Source organism: Niallia laureatilytica (genome assembly GCF_046613985.1).
Taxonomy (GTDB): domain Bacteria; phylum Bacillota; class Bacilli; order Bacillales; family Cytobacillaceae; genus Niallia.
Window position 1 is genome coordinate 858,853 of the sequence record NZ_JBKKHP010000001.1, and the last position, 15,826, is coordinate 874,678.

21 protein-coding genes and 1 other annotated feature are annotated in these 15,826 nt (G+C 40.1%); of the genes, 3 read left to right on the top strand and 18 right to left on the bottom strand.

Annotation, left to right across the window (positions count from 1 at the left end):
- Positions 1-19: 19 nt before the first annotated feature.
- The 7 genes from ACLIJJ_RS04395 to ACLIJJ_RS04425 form a co-directional block, all read right to left on the bottom strand.
- Complete coding sequence (locus tag ACLIJJ_RS04395) at positions 20-562, bottom strand: Spo0B C-terminal domain-containing protein (protein WP_233313015.1); 543 nt, start codon at positions 560-562, stop codon at positions 20-22.
- 213 nt (positions 563-775) lie between these two features.
- Entirely contained in the window at positions 776-1,066 is a 291-nt protein-coding gene (rpmA, locus tag ACLIJJ_RS04400) for a 50S ribosomal protein L27 (RefSeq protein WP_016201696.1), read from the bottom strand.
- A gap of 16 nt (positions 1,067-1,082) precedes the next feature.
- Positions 1,083-1,415 (bottom strand): ribosomal-processing cysteine protease Prp, encoded by a 333-nt coding sequence (locus ACLIJJ_RS04405; protein ID WP_233313014.1) that lies wholly within the window; start codon positions 1,413-1,415, stop codon positions 1,083-1,085.
- Between the two features lie 9 nt (positions 1,416-1,424).
- A complete protein-coding gene (rplU, locus tag ACLIJJ_RS04410; protein ID WP_127737291.1) occupies positions 1,425-1,733 on the bottom strand; it encodes a 50S ribosomal protein L21 in 309 nt (102 codons plus the stop codon).
- 15 nt (positions 1,734-1,748) lie between these two features.
- Positions 1,749-1,831: a sequence feature (ribosomal protein L21 leader region), on the bottom strand.
- A 74-nt stretch (positions 1,832-1,905) separates the two neighbouring features.
- Positions 1,906-3,447, bottom strand: coding sequence for an Rne/Rng family ribonuclease (locus ACLIJJ_RS04415; protein ID WP_411410582.1), 1,542 nt, complete (start codon positions 3,445-3,447; stop codon positions 1,906-1,908).
- Positions 3,448-3,455: 8 nt separating this feature from the next.
- Positions 3,456-4,316 (bottom strand): M50 family metallopeptidase, encoded by an 861-nt coding sequence (locus ACLIJJ_RS04420; RefSeq protein ID WP_233313012.1) that lies wholly within the window; start codon positions 4,314-4,316, stop codon positions 3,456-3,458.
- Positions 4,309-5,085, bottom strand: a complete 777-nt coding sequence (locus tag ACLIJJ_RS04425) for a M23 family metallopeptidase (RefSeq protein WP_233313011.1) — start codon at positions 5,083-5,085, stop codon at positions 4,309-4,311. Before ACLIJJ_RS04425 ends, ACLIJJ_RS04420 begins: the two co-directional genes overlap by 8 nt.
- Before the next feature lie 242 nt (positions 5,086-5,327).
- Here ACLIJJ_RS04425 and ACLIJJ_RS04430 point away from each other — a divergent pair, with 242 nt between their 5' ends.
- The 3 genes from ACLIJJ_RS04430 to ACLIJJ_RS04440 all read left to right on the top strand — a co-directional run bounded on the left by ACLIJJ_RS04430 (position 5,328) and on the right by ACLIJJ_RS04440 (position 6,803).
- A complete protein-coding gene (locus ACLIJJ_RS04430; RefSeq protein ID WP_233313010.1) occupies positions 5,328-5,939 on the top strand; it encodes a DedA family protein in 612 nt (203 codons plus the stop codon).
- A 76-nt stretch (positions 5,940-6,015) separates the two neighbouring features.
- Complete coding sequence (locus tag ACLIJJ_RS04435) at positions 6,016-6,387, top strand: iron chaperone (RefSeq protein ID WP_233313009.1); 372 nt, start codon at positions 6,016-6,018, stop codon at positions 6,385-6,387.
- A gap of 101 nt (positions 6,388-6,488) precedes the next feature.
- Complete coding sequence (locus ACLIJJ_RS04440) at positions 6,489-6,803, top strand: DUF3892 domain-containing protein (RefSeq protein ID WP_411410583.1); 315 nt, start codon at positions 6,489-6,491, stop codon at positions 6,801-6,803.
- Positions 6,804-6,875: 72 nt separating this feature from the next.
- On the opposite strand, the gene minD is transcribed toward ACLIJJ_RS04440, so the two are convergent.
- The 11 genes from minD to ACLIJJ_RS04495 form a co-directional block, all read right to left on the bottom strand.
- The gene (gene minD / locus ACLIJJ_RS04445) at positions 6,876-7,679 is read right to left on the bottom strand and encodes a septum site-determining protein MinD (protein WP_233313007.1); all 804 of its coding nucleotides are present in this window, start codon (positions 7,677-7,679) and stop codon (positions 6,876-6,878) included.
- Entirely contained in the window at positions 7,672-8,358 is a 687-nt protein-coding gene (gene minC, locus ACLIJJ_RS04450; RefSeq protein ID WP_233313006.1) for a septum site-determining protein MinC, read from the bottom strand. The genes minD and minC overlap by 8 nt, the downstream gene beginning before the upstream one ends.
- 232 nt (positions 8,359-8,590) lie before the next feature.
- On the bottom strand, positions 8,591-9,103 hold the full coding sequence (gene mreD, locus ACLIJJ_RS04455; RefSeq protein WP_233313005.1) for a rod shape-determining protein MreD: 513 nt from the start codon (positions 9,101-9,103) through the stop codon (positions 8,591-8,593).
- Entirely contained in the window at positions 9,100-9,978 is an 879-nt protein-coding gene (mreC, locus tag ACLIJJ_RS04460; protein ID WP_233313004.1) for a rod shape-determining protein MreC, read from the bottom strand. The genes mreD and mreC overlap by 4 nt, the downstream gene beginning before the upstream one ends.
- A gap of 21 nt (positions 9,979-9,999) precedes the next feature.
- The gene (locus ACLIJJ_RS04465; RefSeq protein WP_233313003.1) at positions 10,000-11,022 is read right to left on the bottom strand and encodes a rod shape-determining protein; all 1,023 of its coding nucleotides are present in this window, start codon (positions 11,020-11,022) and stop codon (positions 10,000-10,002) included.
- A gap of 154 nt (positions 11,023-11,176) precedes the next feature.
- Positions 11,177-11,860, bottom strand: coding sequence for a RadC family protein (gene radC / locus ACLIJJ_RS04470; RefSeq protein ID WP_237941755.1), 684 nt, complete (start codon positions 11,858-11,860; stop codon positions 11,177-11,179).
- A 62-nt stretch (positions 11,861-11,922) separates the two neighbouring features.
- Positions 11,923-12,501 carry a Maf family protein gene (locus ACLIJJ_RS04475; RefSeq protein WP_233318412.1) on the bottom strand — a complete coding sequence of 193 codons (579 nt, stop codon included), beginning with the start codon at positions 12,499-12,501 and terminating at the stop codon, positions 11,923-11,925.
- A gap of 274 nt (positions 12,502-12,775) precedes the next feature.
- A complete protein-coding gene (locus ACLIJJ_RS04480; RefSeq protein ID WP_233318410.1) occupies positions 12,776-13,870 on the bottom strand; it encodes a hypothetical protein in 1,095 nt (364 codons plus the stop codon).
- Between the two features lie 99 nt (positions 13,871-13,969).
- Positions 13,970-14,440 (bottom strand): type II secretion system protein, encoded by a 471-nt coding sequence (locus ACLIJJ_RS04485; RefSeq protein ID WP_411410584.1) that lies wholly within the window; start codon positions 14,438-14,440, stop codon positions 13,970-13,972.
- On the bottom strand, positions 14,433-15,191 hold the full coding sequence (locus ACLIJJ_RS04490) for a pilus assembly protein PilO (RefSeq protein ID WP_233318407.1): 759 nt from the start codon (positions 15,189-15,191) through the stop codon (positions 14,433-14,435). Before ACLIJJ_RS04490 ends, ACLIJJ_RS04485 begins: the two co-directional genes overlap by 8 nt.
- Complete coding sequence (locus tag ACLIJJ_RS04495; protein WP_233318404.1) at positions 15,188-15,823, bottom strand: fimbrial assembly protein; 636 nt, start codon at positions 15,821-15,823, stop codon at positions 15,188-15,190. Before ACLIJJ_RS04495 ends, ACLIJJ_RS04490 begins: the two co-directional genes overlap by 4 nt.
- Positions 15,824-15,826 lie beyond the last annotated feature (3 nt).

Below are 15,826 nucleotides of genomic sequence, written 5' to 3' on the forward strand. Positions count from 1 at the left end.
ACAAGTAATGTAGGGAATTTTATGGATGCTGCTTTATTAGCAGCTCTATCGTTAATTCCTCATCTGAAATTTCACTGTTTTGCACGTAAAAACCATCTTGCAGCTCTTCCTGTAAAAAATGGATAAGCTGCTGTTTCTCTTCTATTATTCCGCTAAAATCAAAAAACAATCGGGTTTCCGCCAATTGGGGCTCAATTGACACAGAAAGGTGATTATCGTGATATTTTTTAATGCTGCCATCCAAAATGGAAAAAAATCGGCTTGTCCAGCCAGTCAATGCCAAGTCTTCTATGTATCGACACTTTTCATCATTCAGCACTTCGTATTCCAGACGGAATGAATAGTTTTCCCAATTGGAAGTCAGTATTTTTGTCGCAAAAGCAGGGATATCCAAATTGGACAATTTTGCTTCCTGCTGCGCTTCCAAAATAATATCATCAATAATCTCTTCCACGCGGTCTTTTTTGTTTAATGCCATATTTCCTTTAATCAATTGGATTTTATTCAGCCAATCATGGCGTACATGTCTCAAAAATTCGATTCTTTCCCAGTCTTTGTTCATTATCGTACTCCTACACGGTTATTTAGTGTCAGAAGACTTTCTCGTATGTAAGTATAACAAAAAATGAAACGACACGTAAAAATATAGCAAAAAAATGCAAATCTTTTCTTTCAGCACTTAGACAGAGAGCATAAATGCTGTCTGTCTAAGTGCTGAAATAGAATGAAAAAATAAAAGACTGACTCCAAAAGAGCCAGCCTTTTCATAAGAAACTTATGCTTCTTGTGCTACTGGGTATACGCTAACTTGTTTGCGATCACGACCAAGACGCTCAAATTTAACGATTCCGTCAACTTTTGCGAATAGTGTATCATCGCCACCACGACCAACGTTTACTCCTGGATAGATTTTTGTACCGCGTTGACGGTAAAGAATGCTTCCACCAGTTACTAATTGACCGTCTGCACGTTTAGCACCTAAACGTTTAGAAATGGAGTCACGACCGTTCTTTGTAGAACCTACCCCTTTTTTCGATGCAAAAAACTGAAGATCTAATCTTAACATTCGTTCCACCTCCTATTTAATTATATTTGATAGCAACATGCTTGCCATAATCACGTTCAATCGTTTCTAAGGAAACAACCATACCCTCTAAAAGAAGCTGAATTCTTTCTCGGGTATCTTCCGCGATATGTGCAGGTATGCTGCAGCTCAAAAATCCGCCATCTTTGCCTTGCTCAATATCAGGTGTAATGCCTGTAATGGAGATTACAGCATTAATCGCTCCAATGGAGACAGCTGAGACTCCAGCGCAGACAATATCATTCCCGTGATTAGCAAACAAGGCATGACCGCTTATCGTAAATGATTCAATCAAGCCTGAATCTGTTTTGTTAATCGTAATATCGATCATACAAACACCTTACGCGTTGATTTTTTCGATAACAACTTTAGTGTACGGTTGACGATGACCTTGCTTTTTATGATAGTTTTTCTTCGCTTTGTATTTGAAAACGATGATTTTCTTTTGACGGCCTTGTTTTTCAACTTTAGCTGTAACAGTAGCTCCTTCAACAACTGGGCTTCCTACTTTTACATTTTCTCCGCCAACGAAAAGAACACGGTCGAAAGTAACTGTCTCACCAGCTTCACTGTTTAATTTCTCAATGTAGATAGCTTGACCTTCTTCAACTTTGATTTGCTTTCCGCCTGTTTCAATAATTGCGTACATTAAACTGCACCTCCTTGTTAGACTAAGACTCGCCAATCACAGGCGCTTTGTATGAACAAAGTCTTATGTATACCTGTTCCGAGCGGTTGTAGCGTAGCGGGTGCTACAAACAACATTAAAATACTATCATGATTTTTGGATACTGTCAATCAATCGTTTTTTTTCTAGCTCTCTATTTTTGGGGACCGATATACTTAATATGATAATGAGGAAGAGCGAAGGCTTCTTCGACCAAGTGAATATGAAGGCCGATTGCTTCTTCCAAACGCTTTAAATGGACATTGTTCTCTCCTGCAAACACATTGATAACCTCGGCTCCTGCTTGAATCTCAACCATTTCATGGTCACTTCTTTGATATTCCCATAATTCACGCTCAAGCTTAAATGCCACACTTTCTGCACTCATGACAGAGCCTGTACCATCACAGACTGGACATTTAGTCTTAACTGCTTCCGCTAATGGAATGATTGTTTTTTTGCGGGTGATTTGTAGTATGCCAAGCTCTGTAAAGCCGACCACACGCGTTTGTCTGCTATCCTTCTGCAGCTCATTTTTGATGATTTCTTCAATTTTCTTTTGGTTTTCCTTTGGCATATCAATAAAATCTATTAAGATAATCCCTGAAAGATCCCTGATTTTCAGCTGTCTCGCCGCTTCTATTGCAGCAAAACGGTTTGCCTCAAAAGCCGTCTGCTCTAAATCATGCTTACCTTCAAATTTACCTGTATTGACATCTATAACTGTCGCTGCCTCTGTTTCATCAATAATAAGATAGGCACCTTTATCAAGCCATACAATTCTCTTCAGGGCATCTTGAATATCTTTGTCCACGTGAAAGGCAGAAAATAAACTTTCTTTATCAGCATGATAGTGGAACTTTAAGTGGGGAAATGCAGTGCTCCATGCTTTTGCTTCTTCTGGAACATCTACAAACACCTCTCCAGATTCCATCTGCTCAAAAATCCGAAACAGCTCTTTTGTAAAATCATCCTTTTCTAACAGCAATGCCGGCCTTTTTGTGCTGGCAGCTTTCTGCATTAAGCGGAGATGCTCCTGTCGTAGACTATCAACTTCTGCTGCAAGCTGGTCTTCTAGCATATCAGCAGCACTTGTTCGGAAAATGAGACCTTCTGGTGCTGATGTCAGTTTTTTGCCAATTGCCCGCATTTGCTTTTGCTTTTTGGGGTCAGCGATTTTTTTTGAAACAGCTATGTAACGTCCTTGCGGCATATAAACAAGGTTTTCCTTCTGCAGTTCAATGATGCCTGTCAGCTTCGGCCCCTTCGTACCAGTCGCATCTTTGACAACTTGAACGAGCAGCTTTTCACCCTGTTTCACATATGCGGAGATGCTCCTGCCTTTTTTATCTTCTAATGCCCTATCGTCCGCAGAATAGGAGCTGAGCTTATCCTTTTGCAAATAGCAATTTTTTTCTTCTCCAATATCGACAAATGCAGCATTCATGCCAGGTATAACCTTTGTTACGAAGCCCGCATAAATATTGCCAACAGCTGACTTTTGCTGGGGCTGCTGAATATACAATCTTTCTAGTCTAGAATCAAGGAGATAAGCAAATCGCTTTTCCCTCGTTTTCATATTCACTAACACCTTTTTCAATACATTCATCCTTTTTTTCCATGATTCTTCTATTGTACCTGAAATAGCTAGATGAAAGGAAGCAGCATAAAGAGATGTCTGGATTGTACCAGACATCTCTTTATTTACCGGTAGAGCAAATCCCCGATTTTTGCCGTAACTAGCTTTTCTGCAAAATAAGCATGAAGCACTTCATTCTCATCTAAGGAGTGACTCACCTTGCCTTTTTTCAGAATAATCGGATGCTTGCAGCCGCGATGGAACCGTTCTAGCACATGAAATACTAGCTCCTCTTCCTTCACCTCTATCGGCATTAGCTTTCTAAGTTCATTTGTCTTGCCATAATATCTCTCCAGCAGAAACCGCAAGAATATATAGCGTCTTTGCTTCCATTCATAAAAAATAGAAAACCACAGAAACAAAAGGATGATCCAGGCATTAAGATTGACGGGCATAAATAAAAGGACGCAAACTAAAAACAGCATAGTGCCTGCAAGAGATAAAAGCAGCGTCCATTTATGAGCAGCAGGAAATGACTTCTTTAAAGATAAGAACAAAAACAGGATTTTCCCTCCGTCCAAAGGCCAGATCGGCAGCAAATTAAAACAGAAAATCATCAAGTTAAATTCTAGAAAGCTGTCAAAAAGATATTCAGACATTAAGCCTTGTTCATGAAGCAAATAACCTAAACCTACCATCCATATATGCTGGATTGGACCTGCTGCTGTAACGATTGCTTCCTCCTTCAACGGTCTGTTTCCATGCTCATCCATTTCTGCCACACCGCCAAAGGGGAGCAGGGCAATCCGTTTAATTCTCCAAGAGAAGGATGCAGCCGCCATTGCGTGTCCTAGTTCATGAACTAAAATGATGAACAGCAGCAAACATAATTCATAAAAATGGGCAGTTATGACGCCTATGCCAATAACAGCCCATAAGAATGGATGTATATAAATGGATTGAAATACTCGGAGGTACTTATTCAAACTCAATCACCTGTATAGGATCGATAAAATCATTGTCTTTTTTAATCGCAAAGTAGAACAAGCCTAATGTCTCATTTGTTCCATACCCGGAAGCTAACCCAACCTTGCTCCCCTTTTTGACAGATTGATAAATATTCACATCAACTTCTTCTAAGTTTCCATACCATGACTCACTTTTGTCACTATGCTGTATAACCACGGTGTTTCCGAACCCCTCTTTCTCGCCGATAAAAGTAACTGTTCCTTCATTCAAAGCCTGAACGCTTGTGTCAATGCCTGTTTCAATTGCCACTCTCTGCCCTGTGTCAGCAAAGTCCTCTAGGATTTTCCCAGACGCCGACAAGGCATACTGCTGTAATTGTTCTTCTCCAGTTGAGTCATCCTCTGCAGTTGACGGTAAAAAAGCAAGCGGCTTTCCAAACTGATCCTCATACCAATTAGAAACAAACGCAAAATTAAACTCCTGATTCATTGCTTGTCTTATTGATGTTTCAGCTTTTTGAAAGGCAGGAGATTGATTCCTCACGACAATTGCCACTATTAAAAACAGGACAGCAGCACCGAGGATTTTTAATAAAAATAAGTCCTTCCGAAACAGCGGATGAAAATCATCCTCTTTTTTATCGTTTTCAAAATAGAAAGTATTGTGGTCGCCAGATTCCTCCTCATCATTCCAAAGAACCCTTCTCTCCACATTTTTCTGCATTCTCTCTCGTTCTTTCTTTCTCTTTTCGATTCTTCTTCGGATTTCATCTGCCCGTGAACTCACAAATCTCTCCTCCCTAACACTTGTCCTAATACTCCCATTCTATGAAAAGGCTGAACAGAGTATGACAGGACAATCATAATTTTCTATAGCTAAAATCATGAAGTTATCTGTTAATGTTGGCATTATCACAAGCAATTTTGTTATTATTAATGTAACTGTTTATGGAATTCAATGGCTAAGGCAAGCGATTCGTAAGTGTCTTACGTCAATTTACATAATCGTTAATTAGAAGGAGGTCTTTCATGGACAATTGGATTACACACACAATGGAGGAATTTGGTTACATCGGGATACTATTACTAATAACTTTGGAAAATATCTTTCCTCCAATTCCGTCCGAAATTATTCTGACATTCGGTGGTTTCATGACAACCTATACAGATATGACAGTATTAGGAGTTGTTGCAGTCTCCACAATCGGTTCCGTGCTTGGTGCTGTTATTCTTTATTGGGTTGGAACACTATTAAACATGGAAAAGATAGAGAGTATAGTAGATAAATGGGGACATATTATAAGACTGACAAAAGAAGACGTACATAAAGCAAACGGCTGGTTTGAAAAATACGGGTATTGGACTGTCTTTTTCTGCCGTTTTATCCCGCTGATTAGAAGCTTGATTTCTTTGCCGGCAGGAATGGCAAAAATGAACTTCGCCATCTTCCTTGTGTTGACTTCCCTCGGTACACTGATATGGAACTTTGTGCTGATTCGAATCGGAGCTGCTGTAGGTGATTCATGGGAAACAATTGTCGGCTATATGGACATTTACTCGAACATCATTTATGCCATTATTGCGATTGCAATCATTGCTTTCCTATTCTTGTATATTCGCAAACGCCTTGTAAAATCATAAGAAAGCAACAGCCCCCTGAGTAATAATAGGGGGCAAGATTCATCCATTTAATTACATACTTTAGAGGAGGAATAGCATGGAGGTTTTCGCCGAATATTTAGCAAATATTGATAACCCGCAGCATCGGGAGCGCACAGAAGAAGTATTAAATTGGGTAGGAGAAAAATATCCAAATTTAGTGCCCAAAGTAGCATGGAAGCAGCCGATGTTTACGGATCATGAAACATTTATAATCGGCTTCAGCATTGCAAAGCATCATATGGCGGTAGCTCCTGAAAAGGTTGTTATCGAGCGGTTTACAAACGACATTAAAGAGTCTGGCTATGATCACACAAACCAATTAATACGCATGAAGTGGGATAGTCCAGTTGATTACTCATTGCTTGAAAAACTAATTGAATTTAATATTGCTGATAAAGCGGACTGCACAACTTTTTGGCGGAAATAATGAAACAGCTTTGAGTAAAGCTGTTTTTATTTTGCTCTTATTCGGATTCATAAAACGATAGCTTGAAGGTCATAATAATAGAATGTTTTGGAGGTGGGTTAATGGATAAAAAAGACTTTCAACAAATTTATAAAGAATATAAACACCAAGGAGAAGAACAAGCCCAATTAGAAGTTGTTGAAGAGATTAATGCGGGAGTAGAACAAATAGTAGCTGTTCGGAAGAATGACGATGATGATATTATCGCTTTTAAAACAAGCAGCGGAAGAGAATTAGATTACCTTACTGCTCTGGATGAAGCAAAAGCAGGAAAGTTAGCTCATGTCGACGTGTTTCATAAGTATGGCAGGGATATTATACGCAGTGAACCTGATGGTATTAAAGAAAATAATTTAGATCAGTTACCTTCCTTTTAACAGCTGATGATTGTAAGTTGCTATTGTCTAAATAAAAAAACTGCCGACAAACTAAGTTTGTCGGCAAGCTTATTATTTTGCGCCAAAGAACATTTTAATGCGGGCAAATACACCTTTTGATTCTTCTTCTAAGTGCTGAAGCGGTACAGTTTCCCCTAAAATTCTTCTTGCGATACTGCGGTATGCAAGGGATGATTTGCTGTTCGGATTAAGTGCGATTGGCTCGCCGCTGTTTGAAGCTTTAATGACTTCATCATCATCTGCTACTATTCCAAGCAAATCAATGGAAAGATGTGAAGTTACTTCATCGATGTCAAGCATGTCACCGCTTTTCATCATATGATTTCTAATACGGTTAATAACAAGCATCGGTCTTTCAATATGATCTTCTTTTTCTAAAAGGCCAATAACCCTGTCAGCGTCACGGACAGACGATACTTCCGGTGTTGTAACAACGATCGCTTTATCCGCACCTGCAACGGCATTTTTATAGCCTTGTTCAATCCCTGCCGGACAATCGATGATTATATAATCATAATCCTGCTTTAATTTAAGGACAAGCTCCTTCATTTGCTTTGGCTGAACTGCTGTTTTATCACTTGTTTGCGCAGCAGGAAGCAAATAAAGCAAATCATCAAATCTTTTATCTTTAACCAGCGCTTGATGAATTTTGCATCTTTCCTCCACAACATCCACCAAGTCATAAATAATTCTATTTTCCAATCCCATTACAACATCAAGATTGCGAAGACCTATATCTGTATCTATTAAACACACTCTTTTTCCTTGCAATGCAAGAGCAGTTCCTATATTAGCTGATGTGGTGGTTTTTCCGACTCCACCCTTTCCAGACGTTACAACGATAGCTTCACCCATTATTTTGTCCCCCTTCCAATTTTGTCAAATTCGGCCTTAGGTGTGTCAACACTTGTAATCTATCAATCATTATTTCACTGTTATCGACATAAGCGCATTCCATATCCCGCTTTTCACCAGCAGGATACTCATCAGGAGCACGGGTAATTAAGTTATGAATTCGCAGCTGTGTGGGCCTCATGACAGATGCTGCGACAATCGCTTTCTCATTACCATTGACACCTGCATGTGCCACACCTTTCAAGCTTCCCATAATATAAATATTGCCTCCTGCTACTACTTTCCCGCCAGGATTGACATCACCTATCAGCAGTAAATCACCTGGAACCTCCAAAACTTGCCCCGACCGGACAATGCTGGCAACGGATACAATGTCCGACTCTTCAACCATTTTTTCCGCTTCCGATTTTGTGATAATATTGCTGTTTATATCTTGGACAGAGAGATTTTTCTTCGATTGAATCGCCTCAATCAGCTCTTCTTTCTGATCCTCTGTTATGTATCTATTGCCAAGCTCTACATTAACCGTAATGTTCTGCTTTTCCCCGTGCATGTTTGAGCTTTCACGAAGCTTGCCATCAAGCTCCCTCATCATGTCTTCATAGGAACAGTTATCATGGAGATGAAGGCTTAAGCCATTTTTTGTCCCCTTAATGGTTACTAACTGCTTTCTTTTCATTTCAAGATGTTCACCTCTGCTAGAAAAAGGAATGATCCTTATTAAGTCTATCTAAAAAAATTAGTCTTGTTCCTGCTATATATTCGACAAAACATTATAAAAATCCTCTTTTATGGTGAGGAAGAATTGAAAAATAGGCATTAAATGATGGCAATACTAGAAAAATCCCTTCCCATAAAGCAAAAAAACGCTTTATGAAAAAGGGTTATTTCCGTACCATTAACATGCAATATTAATCATTGCTTTCCCCAGCATACTTTTCAAAAATACGCTTATATGGGTATGCTGCAATCACAAGAAAAATCGCGTTTAATAATAACGTTGGGACAAGGCGTAATTTAAGAAAGTCAGCAAATTCCATGCTTGTCAAATGAATAAGAAAGTTCATTTCATATACAATCAGTTCTAATATGCTGATACCCAATAAAGATATCACGGAAACCACTAGCAAATTGGCATGCAGCACCTTCATTATTTTGCTGAGCAAATAGATGGTGAATGGAAATACAAAAAAATAGATTCCAAGTACTTCCGTATACACAACATCTACTAGCAACCCAAAAACAAATGCATAGATGATGGCCAAGTTGCGGTTTGCATAAATGGAGAAAAAGAAAATAGTAATAATTAAAAAGTGCGGCACTAAAATTTTATTTGATAAAATTTCCCCAGGCAGCAGCTCGACAAAGATGCTCTCGAGGATGAACATTAACGCAATTAGACATCCGATCCGAAACTTCCTCATTTGTCTTCCTCGCCGCTCTCCCGTTTTACGACAAGTACATGTTCAATATCATAAAAATCTGCTGACGGCTCAATATAAGCCTTTTTCGCTAACCCGTATTCGTCCGATTCAACCTTGACTACTTTCCCGATTGCTAAATCAGGTGGGAATACTCCGCCAAGACCTGATGTGGAGACGATTTGTCCCTTTTTCACTTTCAGACCGTCGGGAACTTCCTCCCATGTCATAATAAGGTTTTTCGATTCTTTATCATAATCTTCGATTAATCCAAATACAGATGTTTTTTTATTTTTATCTTTTGTGTTCTCATCCTTTTGTATATAGGCAGAGATTCTGTTTGAAGGGTCTTCCGAACTTAACAGCTGGACAGTGGCTGTATTAGCACTGACAGATTTCACCTTTCCGATTAAACCTGCAGATGTGATGACAGCCATATCGGCTTCCACGCCATCGTTTTTCCCTCTGTTAATCGTAATCAGTTCATTCCATTGGTAAGGGTCTCTGCTGACGATTGTTGCCTTTAGGTAACCACTGTCATTTAAAGAAGGATATTCGTCGACAATCTTCTGCAATTCTTCATTATCCTTTTGCAAACCCTGCACCTGTGCTTTTAAAACTCCATACTCTTCTATCTTTGCTTTTAATTCTTTGTTTTCTTGATATGTATCTTGCAAGTCTTTTACATTATCAATGACACCTGCCACATAGTGGACAGGCCTTGAAACTAGGGTTTGCACCCAGCCGGTCGTGTCTTTAATAAACTGTTCCGGCCAGGTAAGCTTTGAACGGCTCAAAGAAAACCCTATCAATGCCACGAGAATAATAATGCTAACAAGCAAAATAATCAATCGTTTATTCATAAAAAACTGTGGCATGACAAAACACCTCTAAAGGAATTATCGTGAATCTTTTGCTTTGTTTTTGAACAGATGGATGTGATCAAGGGCTTTTCCAGTTCCGGTTGCCACACAATCTAGTGGATCCTCTGCAATAACGACAGGCATTTTTGTCTCTTCACTGATAATCTTATCCAAGTTGCGAAGAAGCGCACCGCCTCCAGTAAGGACGATACCTCTGTCCATAATATCAGCTGCAAGTTCTGGAGGAGTTTTCTCCAATGTTACCTTCACTGCGTCCACAATTGCTGCAACTGTGTCTTTTAAGGCAATCGCAATTTCTTCTGCCGTGATTTTGATTGTTTTTGGAAGACCTGTCAGCAAGTCTCGGCCGCGGATATCCATGTTTTCCATTTCTCCCGGGCTGCCTGCACTGCCGATTTCCACTTTGATGCTTTCTGATGTTCTTTCACCGATCATCAAGTTATATGTTTTGCGGATATAATTTACAATAGCATCGTCCATTTCATCACCGGCGATACGGATTGATTGGCTTGTTACGATACCACCCAATGAAATGATTGCCACTTCGGTTGTACCTCCACCAATGTCAACAACCATGCTACCTGTCGGCTCCCATACAGGAAGGTTAGCTCCAATCGCTGCTGCAAACGGCTCTTCGATTGTATATGCATCTCGGGCTCCTGCTTGGCGTGTCGCGTCGATAACAGCCCTTTCTTCTACTGCTGTGATGCCTGAAGGCACACAAACCATCACATAAGGTTTTCCAGAGAAATACCCTTTGTTTTTTGTAGCTTGTTTAATATAGTACTTCATCATTGTAGCTGTTGTTTCGTAATCAGCAATAACTCCATCTTTCATTGGTCGAAGTGCAACCACATTTCCAGGTGTTCTTCCGATCATGTTCTTTGCATCATTTCCGACTGCAACGATGCTTTTCGTATCTGTTTGCAGTGCGACAACAGATGGCTCTCTTACAACAATCCCCTTCCCTTTTACATAAACTAATGTGTTCGCTGTTCCTAAATCAATTCCAAGGTCTCTTGTTCCAATTCCAAACATATTGTATCTCCCTTTCTGAAACTAAATGCTATTTTTTAAGCAGGTAGATTTTCTCCTTGTTATCATAATCATATATTTTTTGTCATATTCAGACATATTTAGGCAAAAAAATCATAAACAATATTATATCTTAAATATGGATAAAAGAACAGTCTCATATATATCCTTTTTCCTTTAGACTAACAAATTTATTTTCCCCAATAATGATATGATCGAGCAAATCTATCCCGATGATTTTTCCGCTTTCCGCCAGTCTCCTTGTTACCTCCACATCCTCCCTGCTTGGAGAAGGATCACCGGATGGGTGGTTATGCAGGCAAATGACCGAAGCTGCTGAACGCTTAATTGCCTCCTTATATACCTCTCTAGGATGAACGATGCTCGCATTCAAGCTGCCAATAAAAATTGTCTGCTTATGCATGACAATGTTTTTCGTATTGAGGTACAAGCAGATAAAATGCTCCTGTGACAGGAATCTCATTTCATCCATCATGTATTTGGCGGCATCCTCAGGAGAGCGTATTGTATATCTCCCATTAAAGGCAAGCTTTGAAACACGCCCGCCCAGCTCCAAAGCCGCCAAAAGCTGCAACCCTTTGGCCGTTCCGATGCCCTTAATCGCCTTTAGCTCGTCCAATGTCGCATCCTTCAAGGTTCTTAAACCATTGAAGTGATGGAGCAGTCTGTTGGCAACATCCAAAGCTGATTCTTCCTTTGAACCAGTCTGAATAAGGATGGCAATCAGTTCATTATTGGACAGGCTTTCAGCCCCTTTAAGCATAAAACGTTCCCTGGGCCGCTCCTCTTCCGGATAGTCTTTCATTAATATAGAGTCCATGCTTATATTATCCTCCTATCACCTATTCTATGAAGAGAACAGAGATGGGGGTGTTAACCTTTTTAATGAGGCATGTCAAATCCAAGGGCCCGCAGCTCGCGGATGGTCCTGGATATCGGCAGTCCAACTACCGTAAAATAATCTCCTTTGATTTCTTTCACTAAAAGTCTGCCTACTCCTTGAATGCCATAGGCACCAGCCTTATCAAACGGTTCCCCGGTGTCGAGATATGCGTTTATTTCTGCATCTGTCAATTCCCAAAACAGAACATTTGTTTTTTCAAAAAAAGCAGTATGCTTTCCATTCACCGCGATGGATACACCTGTATAAACGGCGTGCTCCGCCCCGGACAATGCCTTTAAGGTCTGATACGCATCTTGTCTGGAAGCAGGTTTTCCGAGAACATTCCCATTATGGTATACAATCGTATCCGCACCTAAACAATAGCTGTCTGGATTCGCCTTTGAGATAGCGTCCGCCTTTCTTCTGGCCAATTCCATCACTATTTCTCCAGGTGCAAGGGAGTTGTCAAAGCTTTCATCTGCGTCACTGCTGGAAACTTCAAAAGATATATGAAGATCTTCAAGGAGCGCTTTTCGTCGAGGAGAAGATGAGGCTAATATGAGGGTTTTCTTAATCATGATTCCACCAACCTAACATTTCATAATGGGAGATACAAACCTATCCTATCAAAGAATACATACAGATACAATTTTCAACGAGAATTTTTTAACAAATAGTAAATGAAATGTAACATGACGTAATATGTAGAAATATATCGAAAATTCCCTTTAGCTTCTCTTCCTAAATATGACGTAAACATCATGCAATTAGTTTCAGGAGAGTTGCAAATTTCGCCAAGAAAAATAAAGGAAGCATTTTGCTCCCTTTATTATTTCCCAGGTAATATAAAGTTTATGAACCAATTTCGACATAGTTTGCCAAAAAAGCTAAAAGTGACTTTTGAACAGCTTCTTGATTGGCTGCGCTGCTGTCCTGTCCGAGGGCAGCTGCACCTTTTACTCCTGATGCAAGACCTTCGGCTGCTTTCTTGATGGAAGCTTCCTTAAATTCACTTATTTTCATCTCATCAAGAATCTTTTGCTGATCACTTAGTTTTTTCGCTGTATCTTCCTGGATTGTGCCGCCAGCATATGCAGCTGTTAAAGCGTCGCTTGCAGCACCGTATATTTCTGGTGCAGCATCAAGGAACTGCTTTTCTGTTGAAGTCACCTTACCTGCTTCGCCTCCCGGAAACACCATTTCCTTGGCAAATGCAGATGCTCCGTCTGCTTCTTTTTCTGTTTTCATGCTTTTCGCATTGTCTATATCAGCAGCTATGCCTAGGTAAATCGCAAACTTCCCATCTATCGGCACCTTTTGGGCAACAATGCCTTTCTCTGTAAGTCGGTCCACCTCTTTATCTGCTCCATCCTCTGCTGTGTAAATGTTATTCTGTACAACAAAGGTGCTGATTTCTGCTTTTGTTGCCGCAACTGTGCCTGCTGCAGCTTCACCGGTATTATCCGTGCCTGCTGATTGTGCAGGTGCACTTGCATTATTGCCTGCGATTGCTGCCTTATCTGTATCGACCATTTTCAGCAGCACGAAACCAAACCCCGTCCCTAGCACAATCGCAAAGAACACAGCAAAAAAAATCGATGCAACCATTCCTTTTGATAGATTTCTTTTGCTGCCTTTTTGCTTCATCTTTGCAAGCATATTGCCCTTGCTTTTCTGGTCAGTCTGCAATTGAAATTCCTTTATGTCGTCGGATTCCTCTTCATCAGCAGCATTAGGAAGAATCCAGTCAAAGCTCTCATCTTCCAGTGCCTCGCTGCCTGCCGCCACTTCCTCTGCAGAATTTTTCGGCAGAATAGAATCCTTGTTATTTACAAAAGCATCCTGCTGTTCATCTGATTTCATTTGATTTTCTTTGTTTTGGAACGGACGGTCTTTTCCGTTGATTTTGATAGTGATCGTTTTGCGGTTCTCCGGCTTTTCTGTCACTCGTCCTACCTCCATTTACTAGTTTTGTTCATCCTATCATACTAGCAAAAAAAAATAACAAGACTTTTGTCGTCTTGTTATAGAATGATTTCGTCAAATTCAGTTTTTATTAGACATAATCAGACTCACTTTTAAGTCCTTATATTGAATCGGCTGTTCCTCGCCTTCACTTGTGCAAAGATTTCGTTTTTCCCCTTTAATGCACACCGCAATCGTTTCATTATTATTTATCGTCACATAGCTGTCGGCAGAGAGCGGGAGGGGATCATCCGTATCTGGATCATTAAATGCACTCATATAACCGTTCTCAACAAGCTCTTCGTACGTAATCCGATCATTTGCACCATGACCGCTTGTGGTAGCTTCCTTGATATAGAAGTCTGCTGCTTCCTTCATATTCCATGCATTAGCAACAAATGACTTGTCTCTCATATCATGGATTACCTTTATGATAGATGGGACTGCAATTGCCGCAAGGATACCTATAATGACAATTACTGCAAGAAGCTCTACAAGGGTCAATCCTCGTTCATTGAGTCTAGTATATAGCAATCTATTCGTTTTACTCATCTTCCTCTGTAGACACCCCAGCAAATGGGTTCTTCCTGTCTGCTGAAGCAGGGCTTTCCATTGACGGCAAGTCATTGATCAAGTCTTCCAGCTCTGGATAGTAGTAAATGGATACAGTCATTTCAAATTCGATTTTCTGGTCATTGTCTTCCACTTCCATTACTTCCTTCGTTCCAGTAATTTTTAAGGAATCAATATCCATAATCCGTTTTGAGGACTGCAGCTCTTCCAGCAATTTCTCCAGGTCGAAATAGGTGTTAGCCTCTCCTAATATATTAATGGCTGTTTTCTTAATGCCATTTGGCAACGTTGTTTCAGAGGCTGCAGCATCATTTTCTGATTCGTCACCTGCTTGTTTATTGGCATCATCAATAGCTTTATCAGCTGTTGTTAAATCTTCCTCTGTCACCGTTTCGTCTGAATCTGTACCATTCAGCTTTATTTCAATAAGATTCGTGTCGGAAATAATTTCTGCTTTTTCTATTTCCAGGAGTGCCTGTTCAAGCAGTCTTTTAACAGGAACCTGCTGCTGTAGCTGAACAGTGCTTGTTTTAGTGCTTTCTTTAGCTGCTTTAATTTTCGAATCAAGAATCGTGACCTGCTGCTCCACAAGCTGAAGCTCTGTCTCTTTTGTGTCCACCTGGTTAGATAGCGGCTGTAAGTATGCAAAATAAACATAAGCACCAGCACCTAAAATAAGCAAAGCAGAAAGCAGGAACAAAAACAGCGATCTGTTTTCACCTAATCTCATGGGGACTCCTCCCCTTCTTCATTCTTTGCTGCTGCCGTTAAACCAGCAGTTGTAAACAATATTTCATAGGAAGCATAATATCTTGGTTCAATATCGCCTTCCTTCAGTGTTTCAATAGCCTCGTCTATCTCTTCACTCACTTTGCCTTCTAATATATCCGTAGATTTGCTGTCTACCAATATCGCTTCATCGACCCAGCTGTATTGCAGGATCGAATTCAAATAATACGCAGCATCACTTTTTGTATCGAACTGTACTTTAAGCGTAACTTTTTGCTTTTCACTCACTTCCAGTTCTTGAATAAATCCTCTATTAGGCAGAATAGCTGTGAGCTGTTTCAAAAGGAAAACATTGTCCACTTTTTGTTCATTCGCCCAAGTGATGGCATTCTTCAAGTCCTTTGCAGAATCTGATTCTTGATAGTTTTTCAAGCTGGCCTCTGAAGACTTTACAATATTATTGGAAAGTACAAGGCTATCCTCAACCGAATTCAGCTTTTTCTTGTCATTGGTGTACTGCCAAAAGAACAAGCCTGCAAGCAGGGCAGCAAGAGCTGCTGCTGCAAGAACCCAAACAAGCATGGCTGTTTTCTTAGGCTCTTTTTTAGGAAGGAGGTTAATTTCTACAAGCATGAC

What these genes read in the sequence shown, in the direction of transcription:
- minD (WP_233313007.1), bottom strand. Translation starts at nt 7,679, where the DNA reads ATGGGTGAAGCTATCGTTGTAACGTCTGGAAAGGGTGGAGTCGGAAAA.
- minC (WP_233313006.1), bottom strand. Translation starts at nt 8,358, where the DNA reads ATGAAAAGAAAGCAGTTAGTAACCATTAAGGGGACAAAAAATGGCTTA.
- mreC (WP_233313004.1), bottom strand. Translation starts at nt 9,978, where the DNA reads ATGCCACAGTTTTTTATGAATAAACGATTGATTATTTTGCTTGTTAGC.
- ACLIJJ_RS04430 (WP_233313010.1), top strand. Translation starts at nt 5,328, where the DNA reads ATGGACAATTGGATTACACACACAATGGAGGAATTTGGTTACATCGGG.
- rpmA (WP_016201696.1), bottom strand. Translation starts at nt 1,066, where the DNA reads ATGTTAAGATTAGATCTTCAGTTTTTTGCATCGAAAAAAGGGGTAGGT.
- rplU (WP_127737291.1), bottom strand. Translation starts at nt 1,733, where the DNA reads ATGTACGCAATTATTGAAACAGGCGGAAAGCAAATCAAAGTTGAAGAA.
- ACLIJJ_RS04475 (WP_233318412.1), bottom strand. Translation starts at nt 12,501, where the DNA reads ATGATTAAGAAAACCCTCATATTAGCCTCATCTTCTCCTCGACGAAAA.
- ACLIJJ_RS04435 (WP_233313009.1), top strand. Translation starts at nt 6,016, where the DNA reads ATGGAGGTTTTCGCCGAATATTTAGCAAATATTGATAACCCGCAGCAT.
- radC (WP_237941755.1), bottom strand. Translation starts at nt 11,860, where the DNA reads ATGGACTCTATATTAATGAAAGACTATCCGGAAGAGGAGCGGCCCAGG.
- ACLIJJ_RS04495 (WP_233318404.1), bottom strand. Translation starts at nt 15,823, where the DNA reads ATGCTTGTAGAAATTAACCTCCTTCCTAAAAAAGAGCCTAAGAAAACA.
- ACLIJJ_RS04465 (WP_233313003.1), bottom strand. Translation starts at nt 11,022, where the DNA reads ATGTTTGGAATTGGAACAAGAGACCTTGGAATTGATTTAGGAACAGCG.
- ACLIJJ_RS04405 (WP_233313014.1), bottom strand. Translation starts at nt 1,415, where the DNA reads ATGATCGATATTACGATTAACAAAACAGATTCAGGCTTGATTGAATCA.
- ACLIJJ_RS04395 (WP_233313015.1), bottom strand. Translation starts at nt 562, where the DNA reads ATGAACAAAGACTGGGAAAGAATCGAATTTTTGAGACATGTACGCCAT.
- ACLIJJ_RS04440 (WP_411410583.1), top strand. Translation starts at nt 6,489, where the DNA reads ATGGATAAAAAAGACTTTCAACAAATTTATAAAGAATATAAACACCAA.
- ACLIJJ_RS04415 (WP_411410582.1), bottom strand. Translation starts at nt 3,447, where the DNA reads ATGTCTGGTACAATCCAGACATCTCTTTATGCTGCTTCCTTTCATCTA.
- mreD (WP_233313005.1), bottom strand. Translation starts at nt 9,103, where the DNA reads ATGAGGAAGTTTCGGATCGGATGTCTAATTGCGTTAATGTTCATCCTC.
- ACLIJJ_RS04485 (WP_411410584.1), bottom strand. Translation starts at nt 14,440, where the DNA reads ATGAGTAAAACGAATAGATTGCTATATACTAGACTCAATGAACGAGGA.
- ACLIJJ_RS04490 (WP_233318407.1), bottom strand. Translation starts at nt 15,191, where the DNA reads ATGAGATTAGGTGAAAACAGATCGCTGTTTTTGTTCCTGCTTTCTGCT.